Source organism: Shewanella sp. SP2S2-4 (assembly GCF_031932025.1).
Lineage (GTDB): Bacteria > Pseudomonadota > Gammaproteobacteria > Enterobacterales > Shewanellaceae > Shewanella > Shewanella baltica.
This window is the reverse complement of the sequence record NZ_JAUOER010000023.1, coordinates 26956-43924: the sequence shown is the minus strand read 5'-3', so window position 1 is coordinate 43924 and position 16969 is coordinate 26956. Positions and strand designations below refer to the sequence as shown.

Below are 16969 nucleotides of genomic sequence, written 5' to 3'. Positions count from 1 at the left end.
AATAAGTAAATCAATGAATAAGCTAATCGTGAATAGAATGTCGAACACCGCAAACTACATAAGAATAAATGACCCGATTAAGGAGCAGGCGTGAAACTGATTTATACCGATTCATTGGTGGTAGGTGCCGGACTTGCTGGCTTAAGGGTCGCCATCGCGTCCAAAGAACGTGGACTCGATACCTTAGTTCTGTCACTCATTCCTGCAAAACGTTCCCACTCTGCAGCTGCCCAAGGCGGCATGCAGGCGAGCTTAGGCAATGCCGTAAAAGGCATGGGCGATGATGAAGACGTGCATTTTCAAGATACGGTAAAAGGTTCTGATTGGGGCTGCGATCAAGATGTCGCGCGGATGTTTGCTCACTGTGCACCTAAGGCGGTGCGTGAATTGGCGACGTGGGGCGTGCCTTGGTCGAGGGTGAGTGCTGGCCCAAGAGATGTGATCGTTAACGCGCAAAAAGTGACCTTGCATGAGGCGCAGGAAGCCCATGGACTAATTAACGCCCGTGACTTTGGTGGCACAAAAAAATGGCGCACTTGCTACACGGCCGACGGTACGGGTCACTCGCTGTTGTATGCTATGGATAACAAAGCGATTTCTATGGATATTCCCGTCCATGAACGTATCGAAGCTTTGGCACTTATTCACGATGGTAAGCGCTGCCATGGGGTAATCGCTCGCTGTTTGATTTCGGGTGAACTCAGGGCTTATGTGGCTAAGTCCACCACCATCGCCACTGGCGGATATGGCCGAATTTATGAAGTGTCGACCAATGCGATTATCTGCGAAGGTATTGGCCAAGCGCTCGCGCTAGAAACCGGCGTTGCCACCCTTGGCAATATGGAAGCGGTACAATTCCATCCGACTGCTATCGTGCCCGTGGGCATTTTAACCACGGAAGGCTGCCGTGGTGATGGCGGCTTATTGCGCGATAAAGACGGTTACCGTTTTATGCCAGACTATGAGCCCGATAAAAAAGAGTTGGCATCGCGGGATGTGGTATCGCGCCGCATGACAGAACACATACGGAAAGGGAAGGGCGTTGATAGCCCCTATGGACCGCATTTGTGGCTGGATATTACCCTTCTGGGTCGCAAACACATCGAAACTAACCTAAGGGAAGTGCAGGAAATTTGTGAGAACTTCCTCGGTATCGATCCCGCTAAGGATTGGATCCCAGTACGGCCAACGCAGCATTATTCCATGGGCGGCATTCGAACCAATGCTACGGGTGAAAGCCCGCAGCTTAAAGGCTTGTTTAGCGTCGGCGAAGCGGCGTGTTGGGATATGCATGGCTTTAACCGTTTAGGCGGTAACTCGTTGGCCGAAACCGTGGTTGGCGGCATGATTATCGGTAAATATGTCGCCGATTTCTGTGAGAACAATAGCCTTGAGATTGACACTCAGCTTGCAGAACGCTTTATGCAGCAGGTGCAGAGTGAAATTGATCTGCTGATCGAAGGTGATGGCCACGAGAGCGCCTTTGCCCTCAAACGTGAAATGCAGCGCATCATGATGGATTATGTGGGGATTTTCCGTAATGGTCCCGAGCTTGATAAGGCGGTCGCTGAACTTAAAGTGCTGCTCGAACGTTCGCGTAAACTTGGGCTTAAGTGTAAGAAGCGTCACGCCAATCCTGAGCTGGTCGAAGCCCTGCGGGTCAAGCGCATGCTCAAAGTCGCGCTGACTGTGGCCTGCGGCGCAGCGGCACGAACCGAAAGTCGTGGTGCCCATGCTCGCGAGGATTTTCCGCAGCGCAATGACCGCGATTGGCTAAATCGTACCTTAGCCAGTTGGCCGGATCCCGATGCGCTCGAACCTGTGCTTAATTACGAAGCGATCGATGTAATGAAGATGGAACTCCCTCCGGGTTATCGTGGCTATGGTATTAACAACGCCATAGTGCATCCCGATACCGCAAAACGTGAACAGCAGATTGCCAATATTTTAGCCGAGTTAGGCGATGATGCTGACCGTTATCAACGCCAGCGGGCACTTATGCCCTTTGAATTACCCGAAAGCTTACAACCTAATAATGAACGTTTAAGTGATACTTTAAAAAGCCCGTCCGCCAATGCGTTAGGAGAAAAATCATAATGAGCCAAGGTCGTCAGTTAACCTTTAATATCTTTCGTTATGATCCGCAGGAGCCAAACGATAAGCCCAAAATGGTGCGATATCAGCTGACTGAAACGCCGGGGATGACGGTCTTTATCGCCCTCAATAAACTCAGGGAAGAGCAAGATACCTCGATGCAGTTCGACTTTGTTTGTCGTGCGGGCATTTGTGGCAGTTGCGCTATGGTGATTAACGGTTTCCCGACGTTAGCGTGTCGTACCTTAACCGCCAAATATCCTAAGGGCGAAATCACTCTAATGCCGCTGCCAGGCTTTGAGTTGATTGGCGACCTATCAGTCAATACCGGTAAGTTTATGCGGGAATTGGCCGAACGCTTAAAGCTGTGGTTACACCCTAAGGCCAATGACATCAGCGTGCATCGCCTCGAAGATCCAATGGATCCAGACGAAGCTGCGCGCCTGTATGAGCTTGAGCGCTGCGTTGAGTGCGGCGTGTGTGTTTCAGCTTGTGCGACCAAACAAATGCGTGAAACTTTTGTCGGCGCTGTGGGCATGATGAAAATCGCCCGTTTTGAAATGGACAGCCGTGATGCGCGCAGTGCCGAGGATTTTTACAATGTGATCGGTAATCAAGATGGGGTGTTTGGTTGTATGACCTTACTCGGCTGCCAAGACAACTGTCCTAAGGATTTACCACACATGCAGCAAATCGCCTATTTACGCCGTAAGATGGCCATGACTTTGATTTAATTCATTATGAAAAATGAAAGCGCCAACTCGTTTGGCGCTTTTTATTGATTAACAGGCGTAGCTTTTATGGATGTCAGCTCGACTGATTAAGTCTGCCGTTTGGGCGACAAATGCTTGGAAATGCGCACTCGCCATATGCTCATCCAATGCCGCTTGGGATTGCCAAATTTCGTACATCCAAAAGATATTTTCATCATCCAATGAGTGATGCAGTTTGTATTCGATGCAGCCAGCCTCGGTATGCGTGTCGGTCACGAGTTGCTTGAGTATCTTAAATAGCGCGTCGCTTTGGCCTTGATTCGCTATGATTTGGGCAAATACCGTTATTTTCATTGGTTAAAACCTTCCAAAACAATTTTACCTATGGCTTTGCCTGACTCAATCAGAGTGTGGGCCTTGATTAAGTTTTGGGCATTAATGGTGCCGTAGTGCTCACCGAACGTACTCTGTAACTCGCCTGTATCGATAAGGGCACTTAAGCGATTGAGTAAGTGATGCTGGGCTACCATATCTTCGGTTTGATACAGGCTGCGGGTAAACATCAGCTCCCAATGCAATGACAGACTCTTACGCTTGAGTTTCATCACATCTAATGGGCCTTTAGGATCATCGATTAACGCCAGTTTCCCTTGTGGCTTAAGCACTTGTACGATCTCATCGAAGTGTTGATCAGTTTGGGTCAAGCTAATCACATGGGTCACATCAGCAATGCCAATATTGGCAAGTTCGCCCGAGAGTGATTTAGTGTGGTCTATGACCGCATCGGCGCCGAGCTGTTGCACCCAAGCGGCGGATTCTGGGCGAGAGGCAGTGCCTATCACCTCTGCCCCTGTGAGTTTTACCGCCAGCTGAGTGATGATAGAGCCAACGCCACCTGCCGCGCCGATAATTAAAATACGGGCGTCAGTTGCCGAACCATCTTGGGGCAAACCTAAGCGGTCGAATAGAATCTCCCATGCTGTAATTCCGGTTAAGGGTAATGCCGCCGCTTGGGCATAGGTTAGACTCTTAGGTTTATGGCCGACAATTCGTTCATCAACCAATTGATATTGGGCATAACTTCCGCTGCGGCTAATATCGCCCGCGTACCACACTTCATCGCCGACGTTGAAAAGGCTGACGTTTTCGCCAACTGCTTTGACGACACCGACCGCATCCCAGCCGATGATCTTATATTCGCCCGCTGGCGCCGAGCTGGATGCGCGGATTTTAGTGTCGACCGGATTGACGGAAATGGCTTTGACTTCCACCAAGAGGTCAAAACCTGTCGCCGTCGGTTCGGCTAACGTGATGTCTTCTAATGCATTGGGTGCTGTGATTGCACCTGCAGTTTGGTAACCAATGGCTTTCATGTTTATTCCTCTGGATGTACAGGCTGGGGTCGATTTGTTTGAGTGTACTTGTATCGAGTGGCCATTGTGTGGAATATTAGCCAAGAGATAAACAGGGTAAAGTTTGTAATTTTTTCAAAGGATTTTTGATAATCATGTTGATTAATGATTTAGCTTTGTTCGTGCGGGTCGCCGATTGTGGCAACATTTCTGCCGCTGCGGCCGAGATGGATATCTCCGCCGCTTCTGCCAGTGCCGCAATAAAACGGCTTGAAAAACAGCTTGATACTAGCTTATTTATCCGCACGACCCGCAGCTTACGTTTGACTGTACAAGGTGAGCGTTATCTTATTCATTGTCGACGTGCGCTAAGCGATTTAGCGCTCGGCGAGCAAGCCATCGCCAGTGATAAAGGTAAGATATCCGGCACCTTAAGCCTGTCGGTTTCTTCGGATTTTGGTCGTAATCTGTTTGTGCCTTGGCTCGATGAGTTCTTGCTCGATTTCCCGCAGCTACAAGTGCGCTTGCACCTTGGCGACAATATCAGCAGCTTTTATCACGATAAAATTGATGTCGCTGTGCGTTATGGCAAACCGCAGGATTCTAACCAAGTTGCTTTCCCTATCTGCAGTGTTGATCGTGTCCTGTGCGCCTCGCCAGAATATTTGGCCGAGTTTGGTGTACCAGATTCACTAGAACAATTAGTTGAGCATAATTGCTTGTTTTATAAGTTAGATGAGCGAACGCACGATCAATGGCAATTTAGGCGCGACGGCCAAGAATATAAAGTGCGTGTCACGGGCAATCGTAGTGCTAACGATGCGGAAATTGCTCGCCGTTGGGCTGTGGCTGGTAAAGGGTTGGTCTTTAAGTCGAGTCTAGATCTGGCCGATGACTTAATTTCAGGGCGGTTAGTACGATTGTTGCCTGAGTATCAAGGTGAGCCAGTCGATTTGTACTTAGTGTGCCCAGGACGCGAGCATGTGACGCCTGTTGTCTTGTTGCTGCGGGAAATGTTGCGGCAGCGCGCACAGGCTTTGAGTAAAAGCTTAGGTAAAATACTGGCTGTGCAAAAACCTTAGGATTCAAAAAACAAAAAAGCCGCATGATGCGGCTTTTTAGCGACTCGCTGAGATTAAGACTTAGCGCGTTTCATGGCGGTAAAGAATTCTTCGTTAGTCTTGGTCATAGCCAATTTGTCGATTAAGAATTCCATTGCGCTGACTTCATCCATAGGATTTAAAATCTTACGCAGGATCCACATTTTTTGCAGTTCTTCCTGAGTCGTGAGTTTTTCTTCACGACGCGTACCACTGCGGTTGAAGTCAATGGCAGGGAACACACGCTTTTCTGCCGCTTTACGTGACAGATGCAGTTCTTGGTTACCTGTACCTTTAAATTCTTCGTAGATCACTTCGTCCATCTTAGAACCGGTATCAACCAAAGCAGTGGCGATAATGGTCAAGCTGCCGCCGTGTTCGATGTTACGTGCCGCACCGAAGAAGCGTTTTGGACGATGCAGGGCGTTTGCATCCACACCACCGGTTAACACTTTGCCCGATGACGGGATAACAGTGTTATAGGCACGGGCTAGACGAGTAATAGAATCGAGTAGGATAACCACGTCTTTCTTGTGTTCAACCAAGCGTTTGGCTTTTTCAATCACCATTTCGGCAACTTGAACGTGACGGCTGGCTGGCTCATCGAAGGTTGATGCGATTACTTCGCCTTTAACGAGGCGTTGCATCTCGGTCACTTCTTCTGGGCGTTCGTCGATCAACAATACCATCAACACCACTTCTGGGTTGTTGTAGCTGATACTCTGAGCAATACCTTGAAGTAATAGCGTTTTACCGGCTTTGGGTGGTGCAACGATCAAACCACGTTGACCTTTACCAATCGGTGAGCATAAATCCAGAATACGTGCGGTAATATCTTCAGTTGAGCCGTTGCCACGCTCCATACGCATACGTTCTTCTGCGTGGAGTGGGGTTAAGTTTTCAAAGAGGATTTTATTACGGGAGTTTTCTGGTTTATCGAAGTTAACTTCGTTGACTTTCAATAGGGCAAAATAACGCTCGCCTTCTTTCGGTGGGCGAATTTTACCAAAAATGGTATCACCCGTTCGCATGTTGAAGCGGCGAATTTGGCTTGGTGAGACATAGATGTCATCTGGACCAGCTAAATAAGAACCGTCTGAGCTGCGTAAGAAGCCGAAACCGTCTTGGAGTATTTCTAATACCCCACCGCCGAAAATGTCTTCTCCACTTTTTGCGTGGGCTTTAAGGATTGAGAAAATAATGTCCTGCTTGCGAGCGCGGGCCATATTTTCGAGCTTCATATTTTCAGCTAGCGAGACTAGGTCAGAAATCGGCGTGTCTTTTAATTCAGTTAAGTTCATTTTGGGGGTCTTGTGTTACGCGACAAAGCTTACCGCGATCAATCAGTAAGGATGTAATTCAGGATAGTGATTGACGAGCGAGAAGAGGTTATTAGAAAGAATCTGGTTATTAAAGTAGCACTAACAAAGCGGGGCGTCCAGAAATTTAGGGAAATTCCGGCACAATTAATTTATAGCTTGTGCCGGAGGTCACTCATTACCACATCAAATTAGATTTGCGCGTCGATAAACTCTTTTAATTGCGTTTTTGAGAGTGCGCCAACTTTAGTTGCGGCTAATTCGCCGTTCTTGAATAACAGTAAAGTTGGGATGCCACGAACGCCATATTTCGCTGGAGAAACATTGTTTTGGTCAACGTTTAATTTAGCGATAGTCACGCGGCCTGCATATTCTTCAGACACATCGTCTAAAATTGGAGCGATCATTTTACAAGGACCACACCACTCGGCCCAGAAGTCTACCAATACTGGCAAATCAGACTTTAATACGTCGTTTTCGAAGCTGTCGTCACTCAAGTATATAATTTTATCGCTCATGATGTTCTCCAGTTTGGGTGCCATTGCTGGTTTGTTAATGGCTTACCATGTATATTGGGGCTGAAAAATAGCTTTTCAAGTTACCTTTTTACAATGTGGCTATTTCAAACGATCGAGTATCTTATTGCAACCTCAACAGGTAAGCTTGCGCTATGAGCGAAACACATCTATCTACCCAAAGGTTTGCCGACCTACCTCTACATCCTGAGGTTAAACAGGCCCTTGCCGAGAATGGCTTCGAATTTTGTACGCCGATCCAGGCGTTATCACTGCCTGTATTACTTCAATCAAAAGATATCGCTGGTCAAGCACAAACGGGCACTGGCAAGACAATGGCCTTTTTGGTCGCCACTTTTAATCACTTATTATCGACTCCCGTACCTGAAGGTCGACTGATTAATCAGCCCCGCGCCATCATTATGGCTCCGACTCGCGAACTGGCGATTCAGATTGCTAAAGATGCGATTTTACTCGCTAAACACACTCACTTAAAGGTGGGTATTGTTTATGGCGGCGAAAGTTACGATGTGCAGCGTAAAGTATTAGATCAAGGTGTTGATATCTTGATTGGTACTACGGGTCGAATTATCGACTACGTTCGCCAAGGCATTATCGGTCTGAATTCGATTCAGGCTGTAGTATTAGATGAAGCCGATCGTATGTTCGATCTAGGTTTTATCAAAGATATCCGCTTCTTGTTTAGACGTATGCCTGAGGCAAATCAACGTCTTAATATGCTATTTTCGGCAACCTTGTCGATGAAAGTGCAAGAGCTGGCTTACGATCATATGAACGAGCCAGTTAAAGTCGAAATCACTCCTGAAGAAAAAACCTCTAAAAACATCAAAGAAGAAATCTTCTATCCTTCGCAAGAAGAGAAGATGCGTTTGTTGCTGACCTTGATTGAAGAAGATTGGCCAGAAAAGGCCATCGTTTTCTCTAACACTAAGCACAGCTGTGAAACGCTTTGGTCTTGGCTTGAAGGTGATGGACATCGCGTGGGTTTGTTAACGGGTGATGTGCCACAGAAAAAACGTATTCGTATTCTTGAGCAGTTTACCAGTGGCCAATTAGATATATTGGTTGCTACCGATGTTGCGGCTCGCGGTTTACATATTTCTGACGTTTCACACGTGTATAACTATGATTTACCTGATGATTGTGAAGACTATGTGCACCGAATCGGTCGTACGGGTCGTGCGGGTAATAAGGGCATGTCGATAAGCTTTGCCTGTGAAGAGTACGCGTTGAACTTGCCAGCAATCGAAAGCTATATTAATCATTCGATTCCAGTGAGTAATTACGACAGTGAAGCTTTATTGGCCGATATTCCAACGCCAGCGAAGATCCACCGTAAACACCCGAGCGGCACTCGAAACCTGCGTGATCGTTCTGGGACAAGTCGTCCAGGTGCGCAGCGCAGTGGTGCTCGCCCTCCTCGTCATGATAGGACACGTAGACATTCGTAAATGCCAACACCCGCTTATGCCGCTATAACATTAGGCTCAAACAGTTTTAATATGCTGATCGCCAAAACTCGTGGTGGTCAGCCGCATATTATTGCGAAATATAAACGCAAGGTGAGGCTCGCCGAAGGTATAGGCGACGATGGCAACTTAAGCCATGACGTGATGCAGCGCGGCCTCGACTGTTTGAGTATGTTTGCCCAAATGTTGGTGCAACATAAGATTGAAGCAAATCATGTTGCTGTGATTGCTACTGCAACCCTTCGCAGTATCAGTAATGCCGATGAGTTTAATCGGCGTGCATTGCCACTCCTTGGTCATCCAATTGAAATCATCTCAGGCATGCGTGAAGCTGAGCTTATCTATCAAGGCATGGTGGCAACCACCTGTGGTCAAGGGCGCCGTTTAGTGATAGATATCGGCGGGGCGAGTACTGAGTTTATTATCGGTGATGGGCATCAAGTGTTGTTCAAAACCAGTTTGCCCTTTGGTAGCGTGACTTATAATCGCCAATTTTTTAGTAGCTTACCGCTGCAGCAGTTAGATTTTGATGATGCTAAGCAGCAAGTGCTAACCGCATTAGCTGAGCATAGACAAACGCTACGCGATCTAGGCTGGCATTGTGTTGTTGGCGCCTCTGGCGCGGTGCAATCTGTGGTTGAAGTCCTGCTTCACCGTGGCTTATCTGAAACGATAACGCTCGATGTGCTCACTCTGCTGAAGGCTGAAATTCTCGCACAAGAAGACATTGGCTTAACGGGGATCGCTGGGCTTTGTAGCGAGCGAGCACCGACTTTTGCAGCGGGTGTCGCTATTTTATTGGCTTTGTTTGAGTTGCTGGGGATAGAGCATTTAGCCTTATCTGGCGGCGCATTACGTGAAGGTGTTTTAGTGATGCTCGCGCAGCGAATTATTGACGAAGCGAGCTAATATTTTATTGAAACATGATAAAAACCAAAGGCCGCTATGCGGCCTTTATTGTGTACTGCGTCGCTTATTTCAATAAATCGGCGAGATCTTTCTCTAAGGAAACGGTTGGGCGCTCTACGATACGGCCAACTTCTTTACCTTGCTGTAGCACAATAAAGGTTGGAATACGGGTAAAGTCGTATTTGGCAGCTAAGCCTTCGGGATCTTTCTTCGTCCGGTCGACACCAATATAGGTCACTTTGATATTGGGATTGGCGACGTCTTCCATGATACGGATAAAGCGCGGTGTTTCACGGTGACAATCTGGACACCAAGTACCAATGATCACAATAATTTCAGTTGGTTCGGTGACGCTTTTAAGCGGAGTGATTGCCGCAGTGTCGACCTGGTAGCTTTTATACCCTTCGGCAAACTCATTGAGATCTGTGACTAAATGTTGTGCTTCTACTATGCCAGTTAAAATCACTTCTTGTTTCTCCTCGCTGCAGGTCGCAATTAAGCCCTGTTGTTGTTCTTCAAATCCACAGCCACCATTGGCTAGTACCTGACAACTAAAAAATAAGGCAGTAGTGGCTATGAATGCCTTAACGTTATTGTGCATGATGCGCCCTTAAAATCGAAGAGAAAGAATGAAGCTTGATTCAAACATTATTCTTGATGCGATTAAAGCGGATCATTGATTTGCTGCAAGCTAGATCACGCATTGCTAATATCTATAAGCTTAACGATCACAGGATTGCATAGTTTTCGGAGTTAAGGCATTGAAAAAGTTCATCCCCGAATTGCGATTCGGGGATAGAGCGCATTGAAATAATGAGGTAGATGGCTCGATTACTGAGCGAGAATTTTTTCTAAAATAGGCTTGTTAGCCTCGGGGAAGTCATAATTAATTAAATCGGCTTTAGTGACCCAAGCGATAAGCTGACCTTCGAGGCCTTGGGCTGTGCCGTTAAACTCAGTGACCGAATGGATATCGAGTAGCACTTGTTTATCGGGATAATCGAAACTCAGCGCCATAAATGGCTGACTATCGGTGACATCGAGTGCAACTTCCTCTTTGAGTTCACGGATCAGCGCTTGAGTGACCGTTTCGCCCGCCTCAACTTTGCCGCCAGGAAATTCCCATTTCCCACCTTGATGTAAATGGTCTGGGCGTTTTGCCAACAGAATTTCACCGGCCGAGTTAGTAATAATGCCGACGGCGACATGGATGCGTTTAGTCATAATATTTATCTATTGAGTAGAGAGTTGGGCAAATTAATCGTTGCGATGAGCGTAAGCTGAGCTGTTAGCGCTTCGCATTATTCTTTAAAAAAGTCGCCTTCATCGAGATCAAATTCATCAACTGCTTCGGGATCAAATTCGGCCTTCACTGGGATGACATGCTTTTCTGACGCCCAATCGCCGAGGTCGATGAGCTTACAGCGCTCGCTGCAAAAAGGTTTAAATGCAGATTGTGGCACCCACTCGACAGGGGCTTTGCAGATAGGGCAGTTAACGGTCAATGGCATAATTGTTCTCTTGGTTAACGGCGATACAGCGGCCGCCAATACTAATGTCTTTCAGGCCATTAGTGTAAAGGCTTCATGCACAGGTAGCCAGTAAGAAATCAATCGAACGGTCGGAGTGGCGTTGTTGTTCAAACTGCACAAAATGGATGGCAAAACGGTTTTTATGGCCGCTAATCGTAGGATAACACCCGTGGGAGGCATCGACTTTGACTCGCACCAAAGCAAGTGCTTGGGCACTGTCACCTTGATAAAAGCCTGCGTGGGCAACGGCATTGTCGTAATGGGACGTGCTACGAGTTAGTTGGAGTAATAGTGTGATGGGGGTGAGTAAAGGTTCGAAATGCGCTATCCAAGTGCGATAATCGTGCTGTTTTTCTTCCCAAGGCTTTGCTAGCCAATAATGCAATTGTGGCAGATCGAAGTTGCAGCAGGCGCCCGGCATGCCAAAGCGTTGTCTTAGTGCGGAAATGAATCTGTCTTGTTTTAGTTGGCTGCCGAAGCGGTCGGGCTTTTGCAACGGTTCGCGGGCTTGGGTGAGGGCATTGATATAAAGGTCGATTTGCTGGTGGTCGACGTGATCTAATTCTTGCCATTTGCTGAGTTGCAGCAAGTGCCGCTCAATATCTTTTAATACTTCATTACGATAATCACAGCGTTCGGATAGCTCACAGAGGGAAAACAGCGGATAAAAACATCTATGTTGGTGGTCATGATTTAGATTACTTTGCAGCTGTTTATCGAGGTATTCGAGCCGCAAGTAGCTGCGAATTTTCTCGTTTAAGGGCTGTTCGTAAACTAATTCAGTCATGGGCGTTATCAGTACCAGAAAGTTGTAAATAGCGCTGATGCAATGCTTGCACCTCTCGTTTTAAGGTTGATATCTCTCCTTGATTATCAATAATGTCGTCGGCTCTAGCGAGTTTTTCGCTGCGACTACATTGGCTACTAATGATGTTATTAACTTGAGATGCATCAACATTGTCACGTTTTACGGTGCGATTTATTTGCAACTCAGGTGAAATATCCACCACTAAAGTCCGATTGACTAACCTATCTAACCCGTTCTCAAATAGCAAGGGCACGACCATAATTACATAGGCAGAGGTCGCTTTTTCTATCTGCGTGAGCATTTCTTGGCGGATCATGGGGTGTAATAGTTGGTTTAGCCATTCGCGCTCTTCAGGATGGCTAAATATCCGCTGCCGCAACTTGGCGCGATCGAGTTCACCCTCAGGCGTTAACATCTCAATGCCAAAATGGCTAACAATGGCCTCAAGTCCTTTTGAACCCTGAGCGACAACGTCGCGGGCAATGATATCAGCGTCGACTAAGGTAATCCCTTCTGCGGCGAATAAATTGGCAACAGTCGTTTTACCGCTACCTATGCCGCCAGTAAGGCCAACAACAAATTTGGACATAAAACTCTCTTAAAAGCTATGAAGGGCGCTACGCTGCTAGGACGGACTTCGTCCTTACAGTCTACGGAACGGGCTTCGCCCTTACGGTAAGCGAAGCGTTCAGTGAGTGAGCTTGCGAACGTTCCGTTATCCTTAAGTGAAGCTTGTTCTATAACGTACTTAAGTACCAATCCACTATAGGTTGACCCCATATTAGGGCTATCCAGCCTGCAGCAGCAATATAAGGCCCAAATGGGATGGGATTACCTTGTTTCAGGCGTTTACTAACAATCATAGTGATGCCAACGACTGCGCCAACGAGTGACGAAAGTAAAATCACCAGTGGCAGCATTTGCCAGCCAAGCCAAGCACCGAAAACGGCGAGTAATTTAAAGTCGCCATAGCCCATGCCTTCCTTGTCGGTGAGGATTTTAAACAACCAGAAAATGGACCATAGACTCAAATAGCCTGCCGTCGCACCGACAATAGCATCGGTTGGGCTCGCAAAGGTATGATTTAGATTGATGATCAAGCCGAGCCAAAGTAACGGTAGCGTCATTTGGTCGGGGAGCAACATCTCATCAAGATCGATACCCGTCAGTGCTACAAGCACAAAGGTGAGTATGCTCGCAAAAACAAACTGCCAGCTTGGACCAAAATGCCAAGCTAAAGTCGCGATAAGTAGCCCTGTGATGAATTCAATAATGGGGTAGCGAGCAGAAATAGGGGCGTGACAGGCGGCGCATTTTCCCTTGAGCATTAACCAGCCTAATACGGGTAAATTATGCCAAGGTTTAATCGACGTTTTGCACTTGGTGCAGGCTGAGCCCGGCACAACAAGATTATACTTTTCAGGGAAGGCATCTATAGGTTTATTGAGTTGGTCTATCCCTATTTTTTTGACTATGTCTTCGTGGTATTCCTGTAAATACTGATTACATTCTTGCTGCCACTCCCGTTTCATCATCACAGGAAATCTGTGGATCACCACGTTTAAAAAACTACCAATGGTAGCGGCAAAAATAAAGCTTAGAGCAATAAAGAGATAAGGGTGCAGGCCTAAAAGGGAGATGAATTCTGACATTTAATGTTCTTATTTATATTTTGAGGATGAGAAATTAAACTAGCCGCTAACAACTTTACCCATCTGGAAGATAGGTAAGTACATAGCAACAATTAAACCGCCGACGACAGTACCGATGACCACCATCATAATCGGTTCTATCAGGCTTGATAAGCCATCTACGGCATCGTCTACTTGCATTTCGTAGATAGTAGAGACTTTATTGAGCATGTTATCTAGTGAACCTGATTCTTCGCCTATCATCACCATTTGCACTAACATGTCGGGGAAAAGCCCAGTGGTCTGCATAGCCACATTCATCTGCATCCCCGCCATGACTTCTTGACGAATTTTTAAAATCGCTTTTCGATAGACTGCATTACCCGATGCGCCAGCTGCGGATTCTAAACCATCAATTAACGGCACGCCGGCGGCGAAAGTGGTTGCTAAAGTACGAGCGAATCGAGCCATCGCACCTTTGTGTAAAATAGGCCCAATGGCTGGGATTTTAAGCACAGCTTCGTCTACTCGATCTCTCACCATTTGTGAGTTTCGGTGGGCTCGAACGAACAAAAATACTCCGCCGACGATAGCTGCTAAAAATATATACCAAGAGGATTGTAAGCCGCGTGAAATATGCAGTACTAATTGAGTAAAGGCGGGCAGTTCAGCACCAAAGCCTTTGAAGATTTCCTCAAATTGCGGTACCACAAACAACAGTAATAAGGATGTGACTAAGATTGCGACTATGACAACTGCTGCTGGATAGAACATGGCCTTCTTAATTTTTGATTTGAGGGCTTCTGTTTTTTCTCTGTATGTCGCCACGCGATCAAAAACCAAATCCAGTGAGCCTGAGTGCTCGCCTGCTGCAACTAGGTCAACATATAGCTCATCGAAGTAGCGCCTATGGGGGCGCATAGCATCTGATAAAGGAATACCCGATTGAATTTCACTGAGGATATTTCCTAAAAGTTCCCGCATCTTAGCTTTCTCGTGCCCACGGCCGAGTAGTTCAATTGTGGTGACTAAAGGCACGCCCGCCGCGAGCATAGTCGCAATTTGGCGAGTCATTACAGCAATATCCATAGGGGTGATTTTTGGATCACCTAACTTAAATAGCGCAGAGGACTGTTTACGAACACTCTTTGGGGTAACGCCTTGGGATTTTAACTGGCTACGGATTTCGGCTGCGGTTGCGCCCCTGAGCTCACCTGCGGTTTTCTTGCCGTCGCGATTAACACCTTTCCATTCGAAAGTATAGATTTTGGGTTGGCTTTTTTGCTCGGCTTTCTTGGTGCGAGGCTTTCTTGTTGTCGTTGCCGTAGCCATAAATGATTCCTGTAAATAAATCGTTCTAGATTTCTAGTTAACTGAACGCTGTGCTTGCGAAATAGTTTGGACTCTAAGATTCAAATATACGAGTAATAATGCGCTATTGCCTGAATTTTAGACGTAACTTTAGACATAAAGATTGGATTTAGCCAAAACTGGTTACGCGATTGACTTCTGCAATACTAGTAACACCGTGGATCACTTTCAATAATCCTGATTGACGCAAATCCCGCATTCCTTGCGCTTTAGCTTGGGAGGCGATTTGTAAAGAGTTCCCCCCTTCCATGATAGTGCGGGCTATTTCGTCAGACATTTTCATCACTTCATAAATGCCAACCCGCCCCTTGTAGCCCGCAGAGCAATGTTCGCAGCCAATGGGTTTAAAGGTGGTAAAGCCTTGAGTAATTTGTGTTTGGGCAAAACCAAGGCGCAGTAATTCATGCTCGGGTATCACTTCAGCTTGTTTACATTCGGGGCAGAGACGACGCGCTAAGCGCTGGGCAATAATCAAATTCACAGAGCTAGCTATGTTATAGCCAGGTACACCCATGTTGATTAAACGGGTTAAGGTTTCAGCAGCCGAGTTTGTGTGCAAGGTCGATAAGACTAAGTGTCCTGTTTGCGCCGCTTTAATGGCAATTTCGGCTGTTTCCAGATCGCGGATTTCGCCCACCATCACCACATCAGGGTCTTGGCGTAGAAATGAACGTAAAGCGGATGCGAAGGTGAGGCCTGCCTTTAAATTAATGTGAACTTGGTTCACACCTTCAAGGTTAATTTCAACCGGATCTTCTGCGGTAGAAATATTACGCTCTTCGGTATTGAGAATATTTAACCCAGTGTAAAGGGAGACGGTCTTACCTGAGCCCGTTGGACCCGTCACTAAAATCATCCCTTGGGGTTTTGCCAGCATCTCAAGGTAGAGTTTTTCTTGGTCGGGCTCGTAGCCGAGTTTTTCGATGCCTAGTTGTGCTGAGGACGAGTCCAAAATCCGCATTACAATCTTTTCACCCCACAGGGTCGGCAGAGTGCTAACCCGAAAGTCGATAGATTTAGTGCGGGATAGTTTCATCTTAATTCGACCATCCTGTGGCACGCGCCGTTCGGCGATATCGAGTTTCGACATTACCTTTAGGCGCGCCGATAAACGACCAGCGAGGCTAATAGGTGGTTCAGAGACTTCGTGCAGAATACCGTCTATACGAAACCGTATGCGATAGCGTTTCTCATAGGGTTCAAAGTGTAGATCCGACGCACCCTTACGAATCGCATCGGTCAAAATTTTATTGATATAAATGACAATAGGCGCATCGTCACTACTCTCACCAGTAGACTCTTCGCTACGTCTGTCTGTATCAGTAATTTCTATCGCTGCCAGCGCTGCTTCGTCCATGCCGCCTAAATCGAGACCACTAATATCTTCTTCGAGAATTTTCTCCAACGCTTTAGCAAGTTTATCTTCTTCAACCAGAATCGCTTCGGCATGCAGGCCTGCACTAAATTGGAAATCTTCAAGGGCGGCAATATTGGTTGGGTCGGATGTGCCTATATAGAGGCGATTCCCACGCTTGAACAAGGGTAAGCAGCGGTGTTTTTCAATGAGTTTTTTATTAAGAAATTCTTCAGGGATGGAAGCAAGATCAAATTCAGTGAGATCGAGAAGTGGAGTGCCATATTCCTCATAGCAAAGCTCGGCTATTGCACGGGCAGAGATTAGCTTACTTTGAACTAAGGTGCTTACAAGGGCGTGTTTGTTTTGTCGAGATTTAGTGATAGCGTTAGCCATCTGCTCTTCATTTAGCAGACCTTTGCGGATAAAAAGGGTCGACAGCCCTAAGTGAAGGCCTGTAGATGGCATAACATACTCCTATCTTGATAAAGTAGCTCATAATAGCGCCAAAAAAAGCATTTGTCATTTATAATAAAGGCTCCATAATCGCAGAAAAATGATGTTCATCATAGAGATGCAGTTTAATGTATATGCTGTCGCGAGCAGATACCGTTAATTTCTACTATCGGATCTTTATTAGTGTTCTGATTGGGGGCATTTTAAAATCGACTTTTATTGTTTTATATGAATAAAGTCCTTTTTGAAAATATAGTTTCCTTTTAAAATCAACAATATGATATTTAATAATCATTGCTATGATCTAAGTCGTCAATAAGGATGT

At 46.5% G+C, this 16969-nt stretch carries 17 protein-coding genes; 5 read left to right on the top strand and 12 right to left on the bottom strand.

All coding sequences use genetic code 11. The features are described from left to right. The first annotated feature begins 90 nt into the window (after nt 1-90). Nucleotides 91-2097, top strand: coding sequence for a fumarate reductase flavoprotein subunit (locus tag Q4Q54_RS16630; RefSeq protein ID WP_311989022.1), 2007 nt, complete (start codon nt 91-93; stop codon nt 2095-2097). Then, nucleotides 2097-2828 carry a fumarate reductase iron-sulfur subunit gene (locus Q4Q54_RS16625; protein WP_311989021.1) on the top strand — a complete coding sequence of 244 codons (732 nt, stop codon included), beginning with the start codon at nt 2097-2099 and terminating at the stop codon, nt 2826-2828. Before Q4Q54_RS16630 ends, Q4Q54_RS16625 begins: the two co-directional genes overlap by 1 nt. 48 nt (nt 2829-2876) lie before the next feature. Here the strand turns inward: Q4Q54_RS16625 and Q4Q54_RS16620 are convergent, their stop codons facing one another. Both Q4Q54_RS16620 and Q4Q54_RS16615 read right to left on the bottom strand, forming a co-directional pair. Then, on the bottom strand, nt 2877-3161 hold the full coding sequence (locus tag Q4Q54_RS16620; protein WP_006084381.1) for a putative quinol monooxygenase: 285 nt from the start codon (nt 3159-3161) through the stop codon (nt 2877-2879). After that, the gene (locus Q4Q54_RS16615; protein ID WP_311989020.1) at nt 3158-4180 is read right to left on the bottom strand and encodes a zinc-binding alcohol dehydrogenase family protein; all 1023 of its coding nucleotides are present in this window, start codon (nt 4178-4180) and stop codon (nt 3158-3160) included. The genes Q4Q54_RS16620 and Q4Q54_RS16615 overlap by 4 nt, the downstream gene beginning before the upstream one ends. Before the next feature lie 134 nt (nt 4181-4314). On the opposite strand from Q4Q54_RS16615, the gene Q4Q54_RS16610 reads away from it, so the two are divergent. Then, entirely contained in the window at nt 4315-5241 is a 927-nt protein-coding gene (locus tag Q4Q54_RS16610; RefSeq protein ID WP_311989019.1) for a LysR family transcriptional regulator, read from the top strand. 53 nt (nt 5242-5294) lie between these two features. Here the strand turns inward: Q4Q54_RS16610 and rho are convergent, their stop codons facing one another. Both rho and trxA read right to left on the bottom strand, forming a co-directional pair. Continuing rightward, nucleotides 5295-6560 carry a transcription termination factor Rho gene (gene rho, locus Q4Q54_RS16605; protein ID WP_006083361.1) on the bottom strand — a complete coding sequence of 422 codons (1266 nt, stop codon included), beginning with the start codon at nt 6558-6560 and terminating at the stop codon, nt 5295-5297. A 209-nt stretch (nt 6561-6769) separates the two neighbouring features. Continuing rightward, nucleotides 6770-7096 carry a thioredoxin TrxA gene (gene trxA / locus Q4Q54_RS16600; RefSeq protein WP_006083360.1) on the bottom strand — a complete coding sequence of 109 codons (327 nt, stop codon included), beginning with the start codon at nt 7094-7096 and terminating at the stop codon, nt 6770-6772. 152 nt (nt 7097-7248) lie between these two features. Between trxA and rhlB the strand changes: the two genes are divergently transcribed. Together rhlB and Q4Q54_RS16590 are read left to right on the top strand one after the other, a co-directional pair. After that, nucleotides 7249-8565 carry an ATP-dependent RNA helicase RhlB gene (gene rhlB / locus Q4Q54_RS16595; protein ID WP_311989018.1) on the top strand — a complete coding sequence of 439 codons (1317 nt, stop codon included), beginning with the start codon at nt 7249-7251 and terminating at the stop codon, nt 8563-8565. Continuing rightward, complete coding sequence (locus Q4Q54_RS16590) at nt 8566-9492, top strand: exopolyphosphatase (protein ID WP_006084375.1); 927 nt, start codon at nt 8566-8568, stop codon at nt 9490-9492. 64 nt (nt 9493-9556) lie between these two features. Here the strand turns inward: Q4Q54_RS16590 and Q4Q54_RS16585 are convergent, their stop codons facing one another. The 8 genes from Q4Q54_RS16585 to pilB all read right to left on the bottom strand — a co-directional run bounded on the left by Q4Q54_RS16585 (nt 9557) and on the right by pilB (nt 16656). Further along, on the bottom strand, nt 9557-10093 hold the full coding sequence (locus tag Q4Q54_RS16585; RefSeq protein ID WP_311989017.1) for a thioredoxin family protein: 537 nt from the start codon (nt 10091-10093) through the stop codon (nt 9557-9559). A gap of 230 nt (nt 10094-10323) precedes the next feature. Then, nucleotides 10324-10716, bottom strand: coding sequence for an 8-oxo-dGTP diphosphatase MutT (mutT, locus tag Q4Q54_RS16580; RefSeq protein WP_107402786.1), 393 nt, complete (start codon nt 10714-10716; stop codon nt 10324-10326). Between the two features lie 77 nt (nt 10717-10793). Then, the gene (yacG, locus tag Q4Q54_RS16575; RefSeq protein ID WP_311989016.1) at nt 10794-11003 is read right to left on the bottom strand and encodes a DNA gyrase inhibitor YacG; all 210 of its coding nucleotides are present in this window, start codon (nt 11001-11003) and stop codon (nt 10794-10796) included. Between the two features lie 73 nt (nt 11004-11076). Then, entirely contained in the window at nt 11077-11811 is a 735-nt protein-coding gene (gene zapD, locus Q4Q54_RS16570) for a cell division protein ZapD (RefSeq protein ID WP_311989015.1), read from the bottom strand. Then, nucleotides 11804-12421, bottom strand: coding sequence for a dephospho-CoA kinase (gene coaE, locus Q4Q54_RS16565; protein WP_311989014.1), 618 nt, complete (start codon nt 12419-12421; stop codon nt 11804-11806). The genes zapD and coaE overlap by 8 nt, the downstream gene beginning before the upstream one ends. A gap of 148 nt (nt 12422-12569) precedes the next feature. Continuing rightward, on the bottom strand, nt 12570-13484 hold the full coding sequence (locus Q4Q54_RS16560) for an A24 family peptidase (protein WP_311989013.1): 915 nt from the start codon (nt 13482-13484) through the stop codon (nt 12570-12572). Between the two features lie 39 nt (nt 13485-13523). Next, nucleotides 13524-14795 (bottom strand): type II secretion system F family protein, encoded by a 1272-nt coding sequence (locus tag Q4Q54_RS16555; protein WP_259214673.1) that lies wholly within the window; start codon nt 14793-14795, stop codon nt 13524-13526. 148 nt (nt 14796-14943) lie between these two features. Beyond that, nucleotides 14944-16656 (bottom strand): type IV-A pilus assembly ATPase PilB, encoded by a 1713-nt coding sequence (gene pilB, locus Q4Q54_RS16550; RefSeq protein WP_259214674.1) that lies wholly within the window; start codon nt 16654-16656, stop codon nt 14944-14946. Between the last annotated feature and the right edge of the window lie 313 nt (nt 16657-16969).

Bases quoted from the DNA above. Each gene is read 5' to 3' on its own strand.
- pilB (WP_259214674.1), bottom strand. From the start codon at position 16,656: ATGCCATCTACAGGCCTTCACTTAGGGCTGTCGACCCTTTTTATCCGC.
- rho (WP_006083361.1), bottom strand. From the start codon at position 6,560: ATGAACTTAACTGAATTAAAAGACACGCCGATTTCTGACCTAGTCTCG.
- mutT (WP_107402786.1), bottom strand. From the start codon at position 10,716: ATGACTAAACGCATCCATGTCGCCGTCGGCATTATTACTAACTCGGCC.
- Q4Q54_RS16555 (WP_259214673.1), bottom strand. From the start codon at position 14,795: ATGGCTACGGCAACGACAACAAGAAAGCCTCGCACCAAGAAAGCCGAG.
- Q4Q54_RS16585 (WP_311989017.1), bottom strand. From the start codon at position 10,093: ATGCACAATAACGTTAAGGCATTCATAGCCACTACTGCCTTATTTTTT.
- Q4Q54_RS16610 (WP_311989019.1), top strand. From the start codon at position 4,315: ATGTTGATTAATGATTTAGCTTTGTTCGTGCGGGTCGCCGATTGTGGC.
- Q4Q54_RS16625 (WP_311989021.1), top strand. From the start codon at position 2,097: ATGAGCCAAGGTCGTCAGTTAACCTTTAATATCTTTCGTTATGATCCG.
- trxA (WP_006083360.1), bottom strand. From the start codon at position 7,096: ATGAGCGATAAAATTATATACTTGAGTGACGACAGCTTCGAAAACGAC.
- Q4Q54_RS16560 (WP_311989013.1), bottom strand. From the start codon at position 13,484: ATGTCAGAATTCATCTCCCTTTTAGGCCTGCACCCTTATCTCTTTATT.
- Q4Q54_RS16620 (WP_006084381.1), bottom strand. From the start codon at position 3,161: ATGAAAATAACGGTATTTGCCCAAATCATAGCGAATCAAGGCCAAAGC.
- coaE (WP_311989014.1), bottom strand. From the start codon at position 12,421: ATGTCCAAATTTGTTGTTGGCCTTACTGGCGGCATAGGTAGCGGTAAA.
- zapD (WP_311989015.1), bottom strand. From the start codon at position 11,811: ATGACTGAATTAGTTTACGAACAGCCCTTAAACGAGAAAATTCGCAGC.
- Q4Q54_RS16590 (WP_006084375.1), top strand. From the start codon at position 8,566: ATGCCAACACCCGCTTATGCCGCTATAACATTAGGCTCAAACAGTTTT.
- Q4Q54_RS16615 (WP_311989020.1), bottom strand. From the start codon at position 4,180: ATGAAAGCCATTGGTTACCAAACTGCAGGTGCAATCACAGCACCCAAT.
- yacG (WP_311989016.1), bottom strand. From the start codon at position 11,003: ATGCCATTGACCGTTAACTGCCCTATCTGCAAAGCCCCTGTCGAGTGG.
- rhlB (WP_311989018.1), top strand. From the start codon at position 7,249: ATGAGCGAAACACATCTATCTACCCAAAGGTTTGCCGACCTACCTCTA.